The organism is Commensalibacter sp. M0268 (assembly GCF_016101925.1).
Lineage (GTDB): Bacteria > Pseudomonadota > Alphaproteobacteria > Acetobacterales > Acetobacteraceae > Commensalibacter > Commensalibacter melissae.
On record NZ_JACFPQ010000002.1, the window covers coordinates 78594 to 100388 of the forward strand.

General features: G+C 37.9%; 13 protein-coding genes and 1 tRNA gene. 12 read left to right on the forward strand and 2 right to left on the reverse strand.

The features are described from left to right. Nucleotides 1-81: 81 nt before the first annotated feature. Nucleotides 82-3579, reverse strand: coding sequence for a methionine synthase (gene metH / locus H3R28_RS03785; RefSeq protein WP_198209632.1), 3498 nt, complete (start codon nt 3577-3579; stop codon nt 82-84). Between the two features lie 435 nt (nt 3580-4014). Between metH and H3R28_RS03790 the strand changes: the two genes are divergently transcribed. The 10 genes from H3R28_RS03790 to H3R28_RS03835 all read left to right on the forward strand — a co-directional run bounded on the left by H3R28_RS03790 (nt 4015) and on the right by H3R28_RS03835 (nt 19010). Next, a complete protein-coding gene (locus tag H3R28_RS03790; protein WP_370552685.1) occupies nt 4015-6285 on the forward strand; it encodes a peptidase domain-containing ABC transporter in 2271 nt (756 codons plus the stop codon). Between the two features lies 1 nt (nt 6286). Further along, nucleotides 6287-7855 (forward strand): HlyD family type I secretion periplasmic adaptor subunit, encoded by a 1569-nt coding sequence (locus H3R28_RS03795; protein WP_198184751.1) that lies wholly within the window; start codon nt 6287-6289, stop codon nt 7853-7855. A gap of 35 nt (nt 7856-7890) precedes the next feature. Next, entirely contained in the window at nt 7891-9747 is a 1857-nt protein-coding gene (locus H3R28_RS03800; protein WP_198209634.1) for a tetratricopeptide repeat protein, read from the forward strand. Nucleotides 9748-9782: 35 nt separating this feature from the next. Beyond that, the gene (locus H3R28_RS03805; protein ID WP_198209636.1) at nt 9783-12869 is read left to right on the forward strand and encodes a glycosyltransferase; all 3087 of its coding nucleotides are present in this window, start codon (nt 9783-9785) and stop codon (nt 12867-12869) included. 116 nt (nt 12870-12985) lie between these two features. Next, complete coding sequence (locus tag H3R28_RS03810; RefSeq protein WP_155565127.1) at nt 12986-14014, forward strand: hypothetical protein; 1029 nt, start codon at nt 12986-12988, stop codon at nt 14012-14014. A 70-nt stretch (nt 14015-14084) separates the two neighbouring features. Beyond that, the gene (locus tag H3R28_RS03815) at nt 14085-15359 is read left to right on the forward strand and encodes a glycosyltransferase (protein ID WP_198184755.1); all 1275 of its coding nucleotides are present in this window, start codon (nt 14085-14087) and stop codon (nt 15357-15359) included. 151 nt (nt 15360-15510) lie between these two features. Further along, a complete protein-coding gene (locus H3R28_RS03820) occupies nt 15511-16578 on the forward strand; it encodes an ABC transporter substrate-binding protein (RefSeq protein ID WP_198209638.1) in 1068 nt (355 codons plus the stop codon). Continuing rightward, nucleotides 16575-17510 (forward strand): ABC transporter permease, encoded by a 936-nt coding sequence (locus H3R28_RS03825; protein ID WP_198209640.1) that lies wholly within the window; start codon nt 16575-16577, stop codon nt 17508-17510. Before H3R28_RS03820 ends, H3R28_RS03825 begins: the two co-directional genes overlap by 4 nt. A gap of 6 nt (nt 17511-17516) precedes the next feature. Further along, complete coding sequence (locus H3R28_RS03830) at nt 17517-18272, forward strand: ABC transporter ATP-binding protein (protein ID WP_198209642.1); 756 nt, start codon at nt 17517-17519, stop codon at nt 18270-18272. Nucleotides 18273-18623: 351 nt separating this feature from the next. Then, complete coding sequence (locus tag H3R28_RS03835) at nt 18624-19010, forward strand: hypothetical protein (RefSeq protein WP_110438687.1); 387 nt, start codon at nt 18624-18626, stop codon at nt 19008-19010. A gap of 78 nt (nt 19011-19088) precedes the next feature. Here the strand turns inward: H3R28_RS03835 and ppa are convergent, their stop codons facing one another. After that, nucleotides 19089-19613, reverse strand: a complete 525-nt coding sequence (ppa, locus tag H3R28_RS03840; protein WP_198209644.1) for an inorganic diphosphatase — start codon at nt 19611-19613, stop codon at nt 19089-19091. A gap of 288 nt (nt 19614-19901) precedes the next feature. On the opposite strand from ppa, the gene H3R28_RS03845 reads away from it, so the two are divergent. Then, nucleotides 19902-19975 (forward strand) — tRNA-Ile (locus H3R28_RS03845). A gap of 107 nt (nt 19976-20082) precedes the next feature. Beyond that, nucleotides 20083-21762, forward strand: a complete 1680-nt coding sequence (ettA, locus tag H3R28_RS03850) for an energy-dependent translational throttle protein EttA (RefSeq protein ID WP_198209646.1) — start codon at nt 20083-20085, stop codon at nt 21760-21762. The last annotated feature ends 33 nt before the right edge of the window (nt 21763-21795 follow it).

The window sequence follows — 21795 nt, forward strand, 5'->3', positions numbered from 1 at the left end:
AGTTTTTAACCTAATTTAAATTTTGTCACCTAAATTAAATGTGAATGTTTATTGCGTCAATGAAAATTCATATTTTTATTGTCATACAATAAAATATTTTGCTTTAGGATGAAAAATTACCAAAGCTGACGTTGACTGCTCTGGATGCAATTGCCATTCTTCAGATAGGGAGATTCCAATCTGCTTTGCGTCAAGAAGATTCAATATATATTTTTGATCCTCAAGATTAGGGCAAGCGGGATAGCCAAACGAATATCTGGACCCGCGGTAATTTTGCATCAACAGCTTGTTCATATCAGGATCATCTTCACTACTGAAACCTAGCTCTGCCCTCATTCGTTGATGCGTATATTCAGCCATTGCCTCGGTTATTTCAACAGATAAACCATGCAAATATAAATAATCCTGGTAACGGTTTTCTTCAAACCAGATTCTGGCTGTGTCTGAAGCTTTTTGACCTACAGTGACAATTTGCAAGCCAATTACGTCACGAATGGGATCATTATAATCCCGGATATAGTCAGTGATGCAAATGCGTTGATTGCCAGGCTGTCTTGGAAGGGTAAATCGGCACAATTCGGTTTTCCCATCCCTATCGAAGAGGATTAGGTCCTCAGCGCTCGCAGCGGCTTTCCAGTAACCATAAACGGCTTGTGGTTGAAGGATTTTTTTCTGCTCACATTGTTGGATCAATTTATATAGGATTGGTCGTAAATTTGTTTTCGCATCTTGCAGGAATTCTTCCAGCGTTTTTCCCTGCTTTTTCATTCCCCACTGCAATTGATATAAAGAACGTTCGTTTAGGAAGGGTAAAACAGCTTTTAAACTGGTTTCTAACTTTCGCGCCCCCCAAAATGGTGGATTGAGGGGAGGTTCGTGAGAAGTCATTTTATTTCTTCGCAAGGATGATTCTTCCATGGAAAAAGGAGCTACAATGGTTTTTTCCTTTTTTTCGGGACGTTTGGGTTTTTTATTTTTGATTTTTTGGGCAGCAAGATAATTATCTAAATCACCATGGGTTAATTGTTCCATAAGTGTCAAACCATCAAAGGCATCCCTGGCATAGGCAACCATCCCGTTATTTTTTTTATAGATTTCCGCACAATCTTCTTCAACGTAGGCACGTGTTAAAGCTGCTCCTCCGAGTAGAACAGGTATGCTGAGGCCTTGTTGCGCCATTTCTTCAAGGTTTTCTTTCATGATAACAGTTGATTTGACCAATAATCCAGACATGCCGATCGCGTCAGCATTATGTTCCTTTGCTGCCTTAATCATGTCTGCTACAGGTACTTTAATGCCTAGATTGACAACCTTGAAACCGTTGTTGCTTAAAATGATATCGACAAGATTTTTGCCAATATCATGTACATCCCCTTTCACCGTTGCCAAGATCATCGTACCTTTGGTTTCATTATTTTTCTTTTCCATAAAAGGTTCAAGAAAGGATACGGCTGCCTTCATTGTTTCGGCAGATTGCAAGACAAAAGGAAGCTGCATTTTCCCAGATCCAAATAATTCCCCTACCGTTTTCATGCCATTAAGTAAAAGGGAATTGATTATTTCCAGGGGGGCATAGGTTTCCATCGCCTTTTTTAAATCATCCTCCAAATCTTTGCGATTTCCATCTACAATTCGGTTATGCAATTGTTCTTCAATGGTGGTAGCAACAGCGCGAGTTGCCACTTGTGTGGCTTTACGATCGGCAAAAATTTCTAAAACTTTTTTGAGTGGGTCATAATCATCAGTTCTTCGATCAAAAATCAAATCTTCAATGACTTTAACTTCATCTTTGTCCAAAAGGTGCATGGGGCGTATTTTAGAAACATGAACAATGGCAGCTGTCATTCCCATTTTCTGGGCATGATAAAGAAAAACAGAATTCAAAACTGCTCTGGCGGCTGGATTAAGTCCGAATGATATATTGGATAATCCGAGCACGATTTGAATGTCAGGAAATTCATCGTGGATGGCTTTGATCCCTTGTAAAGTCCATAAACCCAGTTTACGGTCATCTTCTACTCCAGTGGCAATAGTAAAGGTAAGAGGGTCAATCATCAAATCGGAGTGGGGCAGGCCATATTTGTTACAGGCAAAATCAACTAATCGGCGGGTTATTCGTAATTTGTCTTCAGGTGTTCGTGCCATTCCTTGTTCATCAATGGTTAATGCAACAACAGCGGCACCAAATTTACGGGCCAGTTTTAAACGATGAGCCGCTATTTCTTCACCATCCTCAAAATTGATTGAATTAATGATGGGTTTTCCACCATGAAGTTTAAGACAAGTTTCAATCACTTCCGTACTAGTAGAATCTATAACGAGAGGAACATTGATAGATGACGTGAGGCGAGGAATAATTTCCTTCATATCCTTTTTCTCATCATGACCTACAAAGGCCATACAAACATCCAGGGCGTTTGATCCTTCTTTCAGTTGCTCACGACCGATTGTAACGCATCCATCCCAATCTTGTTGATCCTGTAAATCACGCCATTTCTTAGAGCCATTGGCATTACAGCGTTCCCCAATCGAAAACAGACTATTTTCCTGTCTTAAAGGTGTGGGGGTAAAAAGACTTGAAACCGAGGGAATCCATATTGAACTTCTGGGTATACAGGCTGGTCGGTCTGTGAAGCATCCCCCCAAAGCCGCTTCGTTTTTGAGCATCTGATCAAATGCAGCAATATGATTAGGATTAGTTCCACAGCAACCACCGATCATATTTATTTTCTGTTCTTTTATATAACGGGACATCCAAACGGCCATTTCTTCTGGAGAGAGTGGGTAGTGCGTTTTACCGTTGACGAGTTCTGGCAATCCTGCGTTAGGTTGCATCGAAATTAAATGCGGCCAGTATTGAGAAAGCCATTTGATACCCTCGGCCATTTCCCGAGGACCTGTTCCGCAATTCATTCCCATCATTTGAACATCCAACGCTTCAATGACGGTCGCTGCGGCAGCGATATCACTTCCAACAAGAAGGGTGCCTGTTGTCTCAATGGTTACTTGTACAAAGATTGGTAAAAAAATGTCAGCTTCTTTTAATGCTATCTTGGTTGCGTTTACAGCAGCCTTGATTTGAAGTGGATCTTGGCATGTTTCAATTAAAAAAGCGTGAACACCGCCTTCAATCAAACCTCTACATTGCTCTGTAATTGCATCTTCAAGTGAATCATAATCAATATTTCCCAAGGAGGGTAGTCTAGTCCCGGGTCCTATTGATCCAAGGATATATCTACTTTTTTTATCAGCAAATGAATTTGCGGCTTCATTGGCAATTTCAGCGGCACGTTTGTTGATTTCTCTTGTTTGGTCTTGAAGGTCAAATTCGGATAGGGTGATGGAAGATCCTCCGAAAGAATTTGTTTCCACCATATCTGCACCTGCTGCAAAATAGCGTTTATGAATATCCCTAATCAAATCGGGTCTAGATAAATTAAGGATTTCTGTACAGTTTTCCTTTCCCCAAAAATCTTTGTTAATATCGAGATCAAGTGCTTGAATGATGGATCCCATTCCTCCATCACATAAAAGAATCTGTTCATGAAGTTGATTCAAAAGCTGACTTTGTTTGGACATAGAAAACCTTGATGTTAGAATTTTTTATTTATTAAAATCAGGATACTCAATTGAAATATCTACCATAATTATAATAAAATGAAATTTATTAAATAAATAAACAAAAAATGGGATTTCATTTTGCATTTTAATTATTTAATAAATTTTGATACTCCAAGCCCGGTTTGAAGATATGTGAAAAGAATGATAGGGTAAAATCTATTATAGTATTTATTGCATATTCAGCATGAAAAGAATTGAATTATTAAAATGATAATGATATTTTGGCAGAAAAATTACAAAACATTAATTGATATAGTTAATTAAGGAAATGATTTTATTGTTTATTTTAATGGTCAAATGAATTTATGATAATGAAGACTGCATATTAAAAAAAGCTGTTCTTATTAAAAATTTGTAAAATATTTTGTTAATTTAATTGATAAAGGATGATCGGTGGATCAACCAGATAAGGGCTCCATACAGTCAGGAGCAGGGCAAAGCAATAATCAAGGGAAAACACAGAAGCTTTCCCCAATGATGATTCGTTTACGGGCAACAATGGCAGCTGCAAAATATCATGGGGTTGATCTTGATATACGTGATTTTGCAGCTGAGCCTGGTGAAGACTCTCCATCCCCGGCAACCTTGGCACGCTGGCTGAATAGTCAGGGGCTGATTGCTAAAGGGATGCGTTTGAAATGGCGATATTTGATACGCTTGTACAATTCACCTCCCATAGTACTAATGTTTAAGGATGGTTCCGCAGGATTGATGGTGGGTGTCAATCCTGAAAAAAGGATTGTTTTTTTAAGAGATCCGTTGAAGGGAGAGGGTGAACCTCCTATTCCTGTTGAAGAAGTCCGTTTAAGGCAGGCATGGACAGGTGATATTCTTCTTGTAAAGCAAAATAAAAACCTGTCTGAAAGTGAAGATAAGCTTGATTTTAAATGGCTTTTCAAAATGGTATTGCGTGAACGTGCCTCCTTGCGTGATATTTCAATAAGTTCGATGATAATCAGCGTTTTGCAAATTTTTCCTGCTTTTATAGTGATGCAGGTTGTAAATCGGGTGGTTGCTTTTCAATCAATGGCGACACTGGTATCGATTAGTGGATTGTTGATTGTCTTAAGTTTTTATGAAATTTTAATTAGTTATGCCAGACGAGAGATTACCAACGTTATGGCAACACGTTTGGATGCTCGTATTTCAATTCATACCTATAATCGTTTGCTTTCTTTGCCATTGGAATTTTTTGAACGACAACAGACTGGTCGTTTGATCGGAAAGGTTTCTCAGATATATCAGGTGCGAGATTTTATCACGGGCCGTTTAATGACAACTTTCCTGGATTTGTTTACATTAGTTGTTATTTTACCATTCTTATTTTACATTAGTGTTATTTTAGCATGGCTGACCGTTGTTGCGGCAGGTTTGATCGGTTTAATTGTGGTTATTTTTATTAAACCCTTAACATATTATTATAGTAACCGTATTGAAGCGGAAATGACACGTGGATCAGCAATGTATGAAACCGTTGCGGGTATACGAACTGTTAAAACTTTAGCTTTGGAACCTTCCCGTCGTCGTGAATGGGATAATATCGTTGCTGAGGTTTGTAAATGGCGGTTATCAACAACGCGTATGCAAAATTGGCCTGAAACATTGGTTATGCCGTTGGATTTCTTTATCAATCGAGGGATTATTCTTATTGGTGCCTTTATTTGTATAACCAATCCAACAGCGGGAGTTGATGCCGGTGCAATTGTCGCTTTTATGATGCTGGGAGGTCGTGTCGCGGCTCCTCTCGTTGGGTTGGCTAAATTAATGACCGTAATAACAGAAGTAGAAACCTCATTATTTCAAGCGGGGGAAATATTAAATAATCCAACGGAAACAAAAGCGTTGACTACAGGATTAAGACCAAAGATTATTGGTGCGCTATCCTTTGAAAATATTAATTTTACATATCCTGGGGGAAGTAGTCGGGCGTTAAAGGATTTAAATTTTTCAATTCCAGCAGGTACGATGTTGGGTTTGGTGGGACGAAGTGGGTCCGGTAAATCCACTATAACGCGTCTTTTACAAGGCGTTAGCCGAAATTATGAAGGTTTTCTAAGGCTGGATGGTGTAGATTTGCGTGAAATCAATCTTACCCATTTAAGACGCTCTTTTGGTGTTGTTTTACAGGACAACTTTTTGTTTCGTGGAACAATTAGGGATAATATTACCGCTGGACGTCCCGGATTGACGATGGAAAAGGTTATCTGGGCAGCACGAATGGCTGGCGCTGAAGAATTTATAGAACGTATGCCCGCTGGATATGACACTTTTATCGAAGAGGGTTCAACGAATATTTCAGGAGGACAAAGGCAACGTCTTGCAATTGCAAGAGCTGTTATTCTAGACCCAAAACTAATGATTCTAGATGAGGCAACATCCGCTCTTGATCCTGAAAGTGAAGCGTTGGTTAATGCCAATTTGGAGCGAATTGCCAAGGGAAGAACGATGGTTATTGTTTCACATCGATTATCATCATTAGTTAATTGTGATCAAATACTGGTTATGGATCAGGGTGAAATGCAGGCAATTGGAACACATGAACAATTATTAGAAACCTGCGAAATTTATCGTACTTTATGGTTGCAGCAAAATCGACATGTTGATGAGAGAAAGCATTCAAAAAAGAATGAAGCCCAGAAACCTGTAATTACGGAAGGAACATAAAATGGTGGATGATAATCATAAAAATCAGTTGCCAGGAAATGTGAATTCTGAAAATAACAATGAAAAGTCTAATATTTCTAATGAATTGACAGATACTACTGAAAAAAAAATAAAAAAAACTTCAGAAAAAAAAGATGTTTCATCGACTGATGAACAGACAAGCATACCAGAAGGATATTTGCCTGCAGCAGATAATGAGACAGAATCTCAAGCTGATATGCCGATAGCTTTACTAGAGTTTACTTCACCTACTGCAGCTATTATCAATATGCCGCCAACGGCTTCTGCCCAGTATATTACTTGGGTTATTGGAGCTTTGGCGCTTTTTTCCATTATCGCATTATGTGTGTTTCCACTTGACAAAGTGGTTTCAGCTCAAGGTCGACTGGTTTCAGTGGATCCACCTTTGTTAATCCAACCAATGGAAGAGAGTATTATTAAATCAATTGATGTTAAAGAGGGGGATTTTGTAACGAAAGGACAGGTTTTGGCTCATTTGGATCCGACAATTCAACAGGCTGATATTGATAATCAACGTTTACAAGTTGAAAGTGGACAGGCTGAATTTGACCGTTTGCAGGCCGAAGCTGCTAATAAAAACTATACAGTGGACCCATCTAATCCTTATTCGGTAGAACAGGGGAATAGTTTTATAAAAAGAAAACTTGAGTATGATGCGAAAGTTGATGGTTTCAACCAGAAAATCAACGAACAATCGTTTCAACTTAAAAACTTTCTTGCAACTACTGCTGTATTGAAAGGGAGATTGCAAGTTGCATCTGATATTCATTTGATGCGGAAAAAATTGCAGGAACAACAAGTGGGAAGTCGCTTATCAACTTTGGGTTCGCAAGATACTTTAATGGATGTTGAGGATAAATTAATAACGGCACAACAATCAGCGAATGCCACGCAAAAGAAAATAGCATCTTTATTGGCTGATAAACAGGCCTACATTGAAAGTTGGAAGGGTGAAGTTTATAAAAATCTAACTTTAATTCAAAGACAATTGGCAAAAGATAAGGGAGAGTATGAAAAGGCAAAACTTCGTCGTAAAAAAGTTTTGATGAGGGCCGAACAGGATGCAATCGTACTATCAATTTCAAAAGGTTCTGTTGGTTCTATACTAAATTCTGGAATGCCGTTTATGACTCTAGTACCTGTTGGTACAGGTTTGGAGGTTGAAGCTGCTGTACAAGATGCGGATGTTGGATATATGAAGTTGGGTGATAAAGCGATTATAAAATTTGATACTTTTCCCTATACACAATATGGTGGAGCGGAAGCAGTTGTAACAAATGTTAGTGCCGATGTCTTTCAGCCTGGTGATACAGGTCAGGATATGAGTAATCGTCGGGGTGCAGCACCTTTACAATTTCGAGAAAAACCTTTTTATCGTGTAAGATTGAAAATCAATAAATACACTTTGCACAGTATACCGAATTTTTTTCATCCAACCCCTGGACTTACTGTTACGGCTGATGTTCATGTTGGTAAAAGGACAGCGGCTCAGTATTTAATGAATGGTATTGTACCTAAGTTAACAGAAGGAATGCGTGATCCACAGTAATGTAAAACATAAGGTGAAATTGAATTGGGAAATTTATGATGCGTGTTTTTTTTAATCCCTTGAATAAAGTCAGAAAAAAGAAAATTCAAAAACTTTTGAATAAGGGGAAAAAACATTATGAAAGAAAAGAATATGTTTCAGCATATAATTGTTTTTCACAGGGCGCATCTTTAAAATCCCCTGAAGCTCAATATTACCTGGCTTTATGTTATTTAAATGGGCATGGAGTTGCTTTTAGCCTGCAAGAAGCGTCTTTATGGTTTGAAAGTGCAGCATCAGCTGGCTATAATGACGCTGAATATATGCTTGCATTATTATATATGCGTGGACTTCCCGAACTTAATGCAGTAACGGGACATGATATATTTACCCTAAAACAGGCTAAAGTTTCCGATGACTTAAAAACCGATTATGAAAAAGCTCGTTATTGGGCTCAAAAAGTAGCTGAAAATGGGTCTGCTGATGGTCAGGCCCTCTATGCTTACCTCTTATCAGAAATCACATCTGAACAAAATCAATTTGATGAAATAATAAAATGGTATGATAAGTCAATTTCCCAAGGTTCACCGCAAGGTTATATGGGGAAAGGATTATTTTTATTAAAAATTAGCAAAACCCAGGATGATTTTTCCAAAGCGGCTGCACTATTGCAAGTTGCAGCTGAAAATGGACTTGGTACGGCGATTTATACCTTGGCTATTATGTATGAAACTGGAAAGGGGGTTGAAATTAATCATGAATATGCTGTTCAGTTGTATAAACAGGCTGCGGAATTGGGTATTCGACAGGCGCAAGCATTATATGGCATTGCCTTACGAAAAGGAAATGGGGTTGAGCGGAATTTCGTTGAAGCTGAAACTTGGTTAAGACGTGCTGCCATAGGTGGGGATGTAGAGGCTGCTTCGGTATTGGCCGATATGCTGGCATCAGGTAATAAGGATATACCACCTAATTATACTGAGGCTATAAAATGGTATCAGTTTGCGTTTTTAGAAAAACAGCATGTTGGTGCCGCTTTTGCCTTGGGATATTTATATTTTAATGGTTTAGGAGTTGTTAAGGCTGTAGATAAGGCAATTGATCTTTATAAATTTGCTGCTGATAAAGGATATTTGCCAGCGTTAGATATTCTTGCCGAAATCGCTCTTACAAATTCTCAATATATTTCTGTAGAAGAAGTCGTCGATAATTATTTGCGTCCCCAAGCGGAAAAAGGCAACAAGAAAATTATGCTAAAATTAGCTATGGCATTGACAAACAATAAAAATTCTGAAGTTGATTTAAACAAAGAAAAAGAAGCAAAAAAGTGGTTGCAAATCTGTTGTGATGAAGATGCAGAAGCTCAATATTGGTATGGGCGCATGTTGTTGCAGGGAATTGCTGGGGAAAAAAATCTTAAAGAAGCTTGTAAATGGATCAAGTCTTCAGCGGAGCATGGGATAGTCAAAGCGCAATTATTATGGGCTTCCCTTTTGTCGGAAGGGAAAACGGAAGATGGAAAAATTCATATTCAGGAAGCTTTAGAATTCTTTAAAAAGGCTGCTGAAAAAGGTGATGCATCGGGCATGTTTTCATTGGGTGCAATTTATGGGGGTGGAAATCATTTAAGAGAAAATAGGCAGGAAGCTCAAAAATGGTTTGAAAAAGCTGCTGAATTGGGTCATTCAAAAGCTCAGCTGATGTTGGGACGTTATTTATATGACGGTTTAGCGGGAAATAAAGATATAGCTAAAGCGCGTTATTGGTTTGAAAAAGCAAAAGATAATGGGGAAAAAGAAGCAGGGTTGGTATTGAATGCACTAGATGAGGAAATAAATCAGCAAGATTTGAAACCTGTTAAAAATAAACAAGTGGAAGTGGCTCCTGGTTTGTTTATATTTCAAGACACATAGCTAATTTATATTTAATTGCTTAATTGTGAGGCGTTGTGTCAGGAAAAAATAAAGCACAATTAGTGGTTTACGCTAGAAAAAAAGCAGAAGGGCTCGAAAAACTAAGAAAGAATGCACAGATTGCATATTCAAATGCCCAAGAAGCTAAGCAAAATGGACAAATTGAGATTGCACTTCAATGGATGCGTAGAGCGCATCATTTAACACGAGGCAATCCGAACATTATCTTTGATTTGGCAGTTTTAAATCTAAAAACTGGTAATTTAGAGGGTGCCCATGATTTATTGCAGCCTTTATTGAAGCAATATGATTTCTATGAAGGCTGGATAGCACAAGCAGTTATTTATTCTTCTCGCAAATCCTCAAAACAATTAATTGAAATTTTGAATTATTTTCTTTCTCATTACAGTCCATCCCCGGAAACATGGTTATTGACTATTAATCTCTTGAAACAGGTTTCAAATATTGTTGGCTGTTGTTGTATCAAGGGCTCATTAAATGAAATATGGATAGATTCATTTAATGATTATCCAGTCAGTATTTATTTGGATAATCAATTATTTATTAAAACAAATCAGCCAAAAATTATCCTGCCTTCAGGCTGGCAGAAAAAATATAAAAAATTACGTATTGAACAAGATGGTGTTCCTTTTGTAGGCAGTCCTGTTGATTTGGAGTCAATTAATCTAACAATTGGGTTTGTAGAAGTTAAGAATGAAACATTAATCGGGTGGGTTTGGTGTCCAGCCGAGCCCAGTCGAATACCTTTGATCACTATAAAAGATTATAAGGGAAAGATTTATCATCAATTTCAACCCAAGGATGATATTGAGGTTGTTACTCTTGAAACACCTTTATTACAGGCAAAATCTTTTAGAATTCCCATCCATGATTTTTCTGCCGGAATGTATTCTGTTCAAGATGAGTTTTTGCGTCATTTAATTGGTAGTCCTTTGGATCCTAGCTTGGAATTCAGGGCAAAAACTTTTTTAATCCATATGCAAACCCCTACATATCATAAGAAAAATATTAAAATTTCAAATGTAGCTCATTTTTTTCCTGTTCAAGCAGTTTATAAAGGATATGACCCAGTAATAGATAAAAAATCATCAGAGGGCATAGTTATTGTCATACCTGTTTATAAGGGAAAACAGATAACATTGGATGCACTTCAGAGCGTATTGAATAGTGTACCGGAAAATGTAAAGATTCAATTGGTTAATGATGCTTCTCCTGATCTGGAACTGGTTGTTTCATTAAAGAAATTCATAGATGACCAGCAAGTTTTTTGCATTAATCATAAGGTAAATAAGGGTTTTCCCACTGCTGTTAACAGTGGTATGAAGGCTTGGCCTGGATACGATATTATCTTGTTAAATAGTGATACCTTTGTAGGAGGGAAATGGACCGAAACGCTTTGTCGGGCCGCTTATCAGGAAGAAAATATTGGAACGGTAACTCCTTTTTCAAATGATGCGGGTATTTATTCTTATCCTTATCACGATAAGAAAAATTTGATGCCTGATAATCAAACAATTTTTCATTTTTCAAAAATATTTAAAAAAATAAACGAGCATCAATTAATAGAGATACCTACGGCACATGGTTTTTGCATGTTTATCCGACATGACTGTCTGGCGCAAACAGGATTGTTTCGTGAGGATTTATTTGCCCAGGGATATGGTGAGGAAAATGATTTTTGCATGCGTGCACGGCATTTGGGTTGGAAACATGTTTTGGCAGCTGATTGTTTTATAGGACATAAAGGGGGTGTTTCATTTGCGTATGCAAAAAAACTATTAGGGAAAAGAAATACGGAAATTCTCAATCGGCTTTATCCAGGATATGATGAAATGGTACAGGATTTCATACGTGATGATCCGTTATTGCCATTCCGTCGAAATATTGATCTATATAGAATTCAAATCCTGCTTGATGCTCAAAAGAAACGTCATGAGAAGTATCAATTTGTTTTACTGGTTACGCATCAATTTGGTGGAGGGGTGGAAAGGGCGGTTCAAGAAAGAACAGATATTTTACGTTCCCAAGGTTTTATTCCAGTATTGATCAGACCGACAATTTTGGGGGATGGCTGTCAGATTGAAATTCAATTTAAATCAAAAAGAAATTTGGAAAAAGAAATAAACCTGATTTTTCCCAATCTAATTTTTTATTTTCCTCATGAATTAGAAAAATGCCTAAATTTTCTACAATTTCTTTCTGTAGATTCGTGTGAAATACATCATTTGAAAAAACATCATAAATTGATGACAGATTTATTACTTAAAATAAATAAACCTTATGATGTATATATTCATGACTATCTGATTTTTTGTCCGAGAACCGTTTTGTTAAATGAAACCATGCATTATTGTGGCGATCCGAATGATTTGCAGATTTGTCAAAATTGTGTAAATAGTTTGTGGAAGGAAGAAAAAAGCCCTAATTTCATTGATATGGAAAAATGGTGGCATGATTCATGGAAGGAATTAAAACAGGCAAGGGCTGTTTATGTGCCTTCCAATGATGCATTTAAACGTGTTTCAAAACATTTTCCAGAATTGGGACAGTTGGCGTTAAAATTTCTCGAAGACGATCGTCCTGATCTCACTATGAAACAATTAACATTCTTTTCTCAAAAACCCTGCCAGTTGAATGGAAAGATCAAAGTTAGAGATAATAGTTCAAACCGTTTCCGTATTTGCTTAATAGGTGCGATTGGAGTGGAAAAAGGGTTTGATGTCATTCTTGCCTTACTTCAAGATGCTGATAAGCGTGATTTGCCGATTGAGTTTGTATTGGTTGGTCGTTCCGTGGATGATGATTTGCTAATGCGTTCCGGTCGCATATTTGTAACAGGAGAATATAAGGAGGAAGAGGCAATTTCCATGGTGCGGGAACAAAAGGCTGATCTTGCATTTTTTCCGTCAATTTGTCCGGAAACCTGGTGTTATTCACTAAGCATTGCTTGGCGGGCTGGATTGAGGACAATAAGTTACGATATTGGTGCTATTGCTGAAAGAATTAAGCGAACTGGACGAGGAAATGTCATTTCGTTAAATTTATCTATTGCCAAACAGAATGATTTTTTATTAAAAGAATGTAAATATGTTGGTCATTAAATAAAAATTAAAATTTGTTTTGAGAAATTATTAATTTTTTATTAGTTTTAATAAAATATTATTTAGTTATTTTAACTTTGCTATACCTAGCCATCTTTTAAAAAGGAAATATATTAATGTCAAAGTCTGATGATCAATCAAATAATAATCAGTATCAACAACGAATTATTGATTTAAATGTAAATGGTCATTTAATGAGTTTGGACACTGGATTATATTGTATTTATCATGTTGCCAATCAAATTCCAGCTGATGAATTTGGTTTGCCTGGCCTGCGTATTTCTGTTCCTCCCTTCAAACAGAACGCTACAGTTGAGATCAAGACTTTTGAAAATGATGGGTGGCTAGGCGCTGAAAAAAATGCTGTTCTAGTACGTATTTCGGGAGATGCTGGTTTGGTTCTTGTAACAGTTTATCGGAATCCATCAAATAATTATCCCGCACCTCAATTACAGGTTATTCGACTTAATGATGCTTCTGAAAATGATAATTCAAATAATTTGACAAATGGATTGGGCAATCAAAATTCGGGTATCAATGAAAAAATAGCCAGACAGTCAAAGCGTGCGGTCGCTCAACAACAGAATGAAATTGAAAAAGAAGGCAAAATGCGTGTTGTCGCCCATGTTCAACGTCTTGGTGACGTTAGTGTCGAACTTGGAGATTGGATTGGTATTCCAGACAGTAAAACATGGATTGAAGGATTCGGTTTGTCATTAGATGATCGTATACAGCCAGAAGATATTGAATATCAGGCTGTATTGGGAAAAGGGTGGTTTTCTCCCTGGTATAAGGGTAATGAATTTTGTGGAAGTAGAGGAATGTCACTTCCCTTGTGCGGTTTGCGTGTTAGATTGAATGGTGATGCCGCGAAAAAATATACCTTATCCGTGAAAGCAACCTTTATAGATGGAACTAAATTAGGTCCTGTCGATGATGATACCATTCTTTCATCGGAAACCATTGCGCCTCTAGAGGCATTTAGCCTGGATTTGATTGATCATGACAAGGGAAAAAATAGCAAGGAAGTCCCTGAAACTCATGTTAGTTCCAGTAATGTGAAGAGTATAAAACCAAGAACTAATATCAAGGTTAAAAATGCTAAACATAAATCTTCATCTAATCAGAAAAAAACTGAAAGCTGATTTTAACCAATATTGATTACCAAAATTAATTATGTTTAATTAATAATTATTGAATTATCTCGTTAAAATTGTGAAATATTTATTCATACATCAAAATTTCCCTGGTCAGTATTTACATATAATAAAATATCTTGCGGGAAAGCCTGATAATGAAATTGTTTTTGTCAGTCAAGTGACGAGGCGAACAATTGGGGGAATTCGGAATGTCTTTTACGGTAAAATTGATCCCGTAAATGAATTGCACTCTTCCTTGAACGAATTGCATCAGGCCGTTAAAAGAGGAGAGGAAGTTTACCAAACTCTTAAAAAATTAAAACAGCTAGGTTTTGTCCCTGATATCATTATTGGTCATCAGGGATGGGGGGAGATGTTGAATGTTCAGGATATTTATCCTGATGTTCCAATATTGAAATATTGTGAGTTCTATTATCATTCAGATGGATTGGATGTTAAATTTGATCCGGAATTTTTATCTGATGAACTGCTTCCGTCACGGGTCAGAATCAAGAATACCATTAATTTAATCTCTGCGAATAATCCAGGTTGGGGACAGACCCCTACGTTGTTTCAGTGGAAAACCTATCCTGAATGGGCGCGTGGACAAATTACAGTGTTGAGAGAAGGGGTTGATTTAAAGATTTGCAGTCCTGATGCAGATATATATAATCATACAATGAAATTCGAGGATTTCATCATCCACCCCAAAGATAAATTGGTCACCTATGTTGCCCGTGGATTGGAACCCTATCGAGGGTTTCATATTCTTATGCGCTCCTTACCCAAAATTTTAAAAGAACGTCCAGACGCAAAAATCGTTATAGTTGGTGGGGATCAAGTCAGTTATGGTGCTGCGCTTCCCGGTAAATTGACCTGGAAACACTATTTTCTTCAACAGTTGGGTAATCAGCTGGATCCCACTAGAATTTATTTTGCCGGGCTTTTGTCTTATCCCGTTTTTTGCAAACTTTTAAAACGGTCAGATGCGCATGTGTATATGACCTATCCTTTTGTCTTATCGTGGTCTTTACGAGAAGCGATGGCGATGGGTTGTCCGATTATTGCAAGTGATACTGACCCAGTCAAAGAATTTATAGTTCATCAGAAAACTGGAATTCTGACACCTTTTTTTGATAAAGAAAAACTTGCTGATAATGTTTTGGAGGTTCTTGAAAATAATGATCTTTCAAGTAAAATCAGACATTTTTCTCGGGAAGAGGCTGAACGATCTCTTTCAATGGATATTTATTTAAATAATTATAATACATTAATCGATGATCTTATAAATCATCGAACGCCAGATCTAAGTCTGGGTAAATCCCCTGCCATGATTGGAGAGGAGCTGTAGATCATATCCGTAAAAGGGAATTTAAATACGTTAAATTATTGTATATTACAATTTTTTTTAAATTAAGTTATATTAAAATTGTATTTTATTGAAAAATACTGATATATACGTTTTTTGCCAAATTCTCTGATTTATAATAAGGAAAAACCTTATGGATTTTGATCGCATCAACCGTCGTAAATTTACGCGTTCCTTTCTAATGGCTTCTGGTGCCGCTTTAATCGCCGGTCGTTGTGGAAATCAGGCCTTCGCTGAAGAGCAATCTCAAACTGGAGATAGTCATTTTCCTGATTTGGGAACAGTGCAAAAACTTCAGGGTGCTGCAAGAAAAATAACACTTGCTTGGAGTGCGGATTCAATATGTACGGTTGCCTTTCCAGTTGCACAAGCCAAGGGTTTTTTTAGTAAATATAATCTGGATGTAAATTTTATTGATTTTGCAGGATCTGTCGACCAAATGCTGGAAACAATGTCGACAGGTAAGGCTGATGGTGCGTCAGGTATGGCCCTGCGTTGGTTGAAACCTTTACAGCAGGGATTTGATGTTAAACTTGTTGCGGGGTTACATTCTGGCTGTTTGCATTTATTGGCTTCTGGTACAAGTTCCATAAAGAATCTGGCAGATCTGAAAGGTAAGACAATCGGTGTTGGAGATATTGGTGGACCAGCAAAAAATTTTTTCAGCATGCGTTTCAGGGAAATCGGGATAGATCCTGAAAAAGACGTAAATTGGCGTCAGTTTCCATCTGACATTCTACCTTTGGCTATAAAACATCAGGCGGTCCAGGCTGCAGGACTGGATGATCCCTTGGCTTATTTACTTAAGCAGGAACATCATCTTGTCACTATAGATTCCAATATGTCAGGTGTATGGGAAAAAATCGCCTGCTGTGTTGTCGGTTTAAGAGGGTCATTGATAAGAAAAGATCCATTGGTAGGTAAGGCACTTACTCAGGCAATTCTGGAAGCAGGTCAATGGGTGCATCATAATAAGGAAGAGGCGGCTGAAATTTTTAAACCCTATGCGCCCAAGGCAACTGTTGGGCAGTTAACTGAAATTCTTGAATCAGAAGGAACTCATCAACAGGTTATTGGCAGCAATCTCCGGCAAAATGTATCTTTTTATGCACAGCAATTAAAACAAATAGGTGTTTTTCCTCTTTCTCTCGATATAAATGCGTATGCCGATAAAGTTACCGAGGACATTTTTGCTTTATGATTCAAAAAGTAAAAATGGCATATTGGCCGCAATTGGCAGCTTTTATAATGTGGTTTGGGACTGCTTTTCTTACCTATTTTATCAAAAATGCTGATGATTTTCCCAGAACAACTGAATTTGCCTGTCTATGTATCATTATAGCAGTTTTTTGTGTAGTAACGCTTCCATTTAATAAAGTTAGATATTATGGACCATGGTTGCTGGCTCTGGCTCTTATTACAGGAGGATGGGAAATTGTACAGGCAAAGTGGTTATTACTGCCGCGTCCTTTTTTTGGTGCACCACAGGAATTGTTGGATGTATTCATAACAGATTGGTATCGTCTACTGGATTCCCTGTTACATTCCCTAACGTTGCTGTTGGGAGGATATATTTTTGGTTGTCTTATTGGCTTTTTAATCGGAATAGGAATGGGATGGTCTTTACGTTTTGGCTATTGGGCCCATCCTGTATTGAGGTTTTTTGGACCTTTGCCACCTGTAGCTTTTTTACCTTTACTTTTTGCCGTTATACCATCCAGTTGGTTGGCGGGTGAACTGTTAATGGCATTTGCCGCCGCTTTTCCTGTTGCAGTATTGACATGGTCAGGAATCGCAGGGGTCAATCCGGGATATTATGATGTTGCCCGAACGATGGGGGCAAGCTCATCCTTCTTGATTCGTCATGTTGCCATTCCTGCGGCTTTACCTTTTGTTTTTGTAGGGATGTTCATGGCTTTGGGTTCCTGTTTCTATATGCTTGTCGTAGCGGAAATCCTGGGGGTTAAAGCAGGTCTCGGGTTCTATATGCAATGGGCGCAGGGATGGGCTGCCTATCCAAATATGTATGCGGCTTTAATCATCATGGCGGTAATGTGCACAAGCTTCATGACTCTACTTTTTAAAATTAGGAATCGTTTACTGCGTTGGCAAAAAGAAAGTATTAAATGGTAGGGATGTATGGCAGAAAAACAAAGGATTGACATTGCACATTTAAGTCATGGTTATAGTCTGGATAATGATGATTTACCGGTATTGGATGATATTAATCTGACAATTGAACCACAGGAATTTGTTGTCATACTGGGCCCATCAGGATGTGGTAAATCAACATTGTTACGAATGATAGCGGGGCTTGAGCAACCTTTGAATGGATCGATTCAGGCAAATGGACAGGAAATTTCTGAGGCCGATCCATCAAGAGTGGTTGTTTTTCAGGATCCGACCCTATATCCATGGTTGACAGTCTGGGATAATGTCAATTTGGGTTTCAAAATCCGTAAGGTAAAGAACGATCATGCCGTTCAACTGATGCTTGAACTGATCGGGTTGAATAGTTTTAAAAATGCCTACCCTCGACAATTATCGGGTGGCATGGCACAAAGGGTGGCGTTGGCCAGAGCCCTGGTTAATGATCCAGGCATTCTTATTTTGGATGAACCATTGGGAAAATTGGACAGCCTGACTCGCATTACAATGCAAAATGAGTTGGTTCATTTATGGCAACAAAGAAAATTCACGGCAATTATGGTAACCCATGATATTGAGGAGGCATTGTTACTGGCAACGCGCATCATTGTCATGCGACAACGTCCAGCACATATCATAGGTGAATTTCGGCTCAATATGGATTATCCAAGACATAGAGACTCGGAAGAACTGATTAGAATTCGTAAAGATATATTTTATCTTTTGGGTCATCAATCTGATTGGTAATGGATTAAAAATATAATTTATATTACATAATTTCATATTAATCACTTGATATAGTATGATATTGAAAAAAAACATACTAAATATAGACATTACTATAGAAAAACAATTGACATACTTGGTGGAATTAATATAAAAAAGAGTGATAAATGTTAAAAATTAATACGTGACGGGCAGTCTTAATATTAATTTAACATTTATTAATTATTTATCACTCTTTATAAGAAGGTTATATGTCATTATCATAATGTTAAAGTTATACAACCATTGTTCCTATTTTGCATTATTTAGACCCATTGTAAAGAGTGATTTGAAAATAATTATTTTTTTTAATTTTTTGCAAAGGAGTAAATAATGCAAAAAAATGATAAAAATCAATTGAGATTTAGTCTTTCAATTCCATCTCATGCTGGAAAAGTTAATAAAATCACAGAAAAATATCGATCTCATACAAGTTTGTCTCATGATCAATATATTCATGCTCGACGTTTGAGATTACCACCGTTTTGCTTGGAGTTTGAAAAAATATCTCAAAAACTTAATGTTCCTCTGGATCAAATTAAAATTGCCTTAAGAGGTATAAGAACAAGAAATAAAGATCCTAAACGTGGCATGTTAAATTGTGATAGACGTTCAAGAGAAATAATTTTGGCGATGGCTAAAAAATTTAATGAACCAGTTTACAAGGTTATACAACGTTTATTGATAGAATCTGCATGGGATAAAAAAATTACTAATTAATTTTTACTAGATAACTTATCAAATCTACGTTTTACTATTAAAGAGCGGCAATAATATTATTGCCGCTCTTTATAGCATTTATTTTTTATACTTTTTAATTGCGGTTTCAATTAATTCACAAGCTTTTGCCTTATTGTCCCAGCCTTGGATTTTAACCCATTTACCCTTTTCCAAATCTTTATAATGGGTAAAGAAATGTTCGATTTCTTGGCGGGTAATTTCTGGAAGCTCTGAAACTTCATGAATTTTCGAGTATAGAGGATGGATTTTATCGTGTGGAACACAGATCACTTTTTCATCCATGCCTGATTCATCCTCCATTTTTAAAACACCGATTGGACGGGAACGAATAACACAACCTGGAACCACCGCTTCCGGAATCAAAACCAGCATGTCAATAGGGTCACCATCAGCTGCAAGGGTGTTGGGAATAAATCCATAGGCAGCAGGATAAGCCATGGGGGTAAAGACAATACGGTCAACAAAAACAGCACCGCTTTCTTTGTCAACTTCATACTTTACTTTTGAATCCTTGGGAATTTCAATAACAACATTAATATCATTAGGCACGTCTTTGCCCGGTGCAATCTTAGAAAGATCCATAATCATGTTCCATTATTATTTAAAACAGAAATACTAGCGAATTGCCGTTGATTTATCAATATTGAAACGGGTTAAATTGCTAAACAGGGATGACCTGATAGTCATATCTGGACTTGATCCTAACATTTTGGAAAAATTATAAAAATATATCCCAAAACTTTTGATGATATCAGGATTATGGATAAATGAAATTGAATGGAATGGGTAATAATCAAAGTTTTTTCGGATAAACGTAAAGAAAACGCTTGCAAAAATGATTGTTTTGCGGCAAATATGAGCTGCGTCAACGCGCCTGTAGCTCAATTGGTTAGAGCCGACCGCTCATAACGGCCTGGTTGCAGGTTCGAGTCCTGCCAGGCGCAGACGCTTTTTATCCAGCCTGAGGGCAATAAAAGATAACGGTGAGTGTCTCAGGTTCTTCCCCCTAAATATTTAATACTAGATAGATGATATAAGGAGCTTCTTAACGATGGCTGGGCCTCAATATGTATATGTGATGAAAGATTTGACAAAGGCTTATCCCGGTGGTCGTGAAGTGTTTAAAGGCATAACTTTGTCTTTTCTGCCTGGGGTAAAGATTGGTGTTCTTGGGGTCAATGGTGCGGGTAAATCAACTCTATTACGCATTATGGCAGGAAAGGATAAAGAATTTGGCGGGGAAGCCTGGGCAGCTGATGGAATCAGGGTTGGATATTTAGAACAAGAACCGCAGCTGGATGAAACTAAAACGGTTGGTGAAAATGTTGCCGAAGGTTTTGGCCCTTTAAAAAAGGCTGTTGATCGGTTTAACGAAATTTCAATGAAATTTGCCGAGCCGATGGATGAAGACACCATGAATGCCTTGTTGGCAGAACAGGCTGATCTGCAAGAAAAAATTGATGCCGGTAATGGTTGGGAACTTGATCGTCAAATTGAAATTGCCCTTGATGCGTTGCGTTGCCCACCAGCTGAAGCAAGAGTCGATAAATTATCAGGAGGTGAGCGACGTCGTGTTGCTCTGTGTCGTCTGTTGCTGGAAAAACCAGATATTCTTTTATTGGATGAGCCGACAAATCATCTTGATGCGGAAAGTGTTGCATGGTTAGAACAGACATTACGGGAATATGCTGGTACCGTTATTCTGATTACCCATGATCGATACTTCCTGGATAACGTTACGAACTGGATTTTGGAAATTGAGCGTGGCCGTGGTTATCCATTCGAGGGTAATTATTCTTCATGGCTTGAACAAAAGCGCAAACGTCTGGCTCAGGAAGAAAAAGAGGAAAGTGCACGTCAACGGGCCCTGGCGGCAGAACAGCAATGGATCAATTCCTCACCAAAGGCACGTCAGGCGAAAAGCCAGGCCCGTATTGCAAAATATGAGGAAATGCTTTCTCAAAGCCAGGAAAAGGCAACAGGTGTTGCGGATATATATATTGCCCCTGGCCCCCGTTTAGGTAATGTTGTTATTGAAGCGGATAATCTCAGCAAAGGATTTGGTGACCGTTTATTAATTGATAAATTGAACTTCAAATTGCCTCCTGGAGGGATTGTAGGAGTAATCGGTCCAAATGGTGCGGGTAAATCAACCCTGTTCAAAATGATTATAGGTGCTGATAAACCTGATGAAGGTGAGATACGTATTGGTGATACGGTAAAGTTGGGATATGTTGACCAGTCCCGTCATGAATTGGATCCCAATAAAACCGTATGGGAAGAAATTTCCGGTGGGACGGATGTCCTTTATCTGGGTAAGCGGGCAATTCCTTCGAGAGCCTATGTTGGAACATTTAATTTCAAGGGTTCGGATCAGCAGAAAAAGGTTGGTGTTCTATCCGGTGGTGAACGAAACCGCGTTCATCTTGCCAAAATGTTAAAACAGGAAAGCAATGTAATCCTGCTGGATGAACCAACCAATGATCTTGATCTCGACACTTTGCGTGTTCTTGAAGAGGCTTTGGAGGAATTCCCCGGTTGCGCTGTAGTCATCAGCCATGACCGATGGTTTCTGGATCGTCTTGCAACTCATATCCTTGCATTTGAAGGGGATAGCCACGTCGAATGGTTTGAAGGCAATTTTGAAGCGTATGAAGAGGATAAGCGACGGCGTCTGGGTCCTGATGCAACAGAACCTAGTCGTATCAAATATCGTCCAATTTCACGATAATTTCGGTTATTATTGATTTAAATTGAAAAAGCC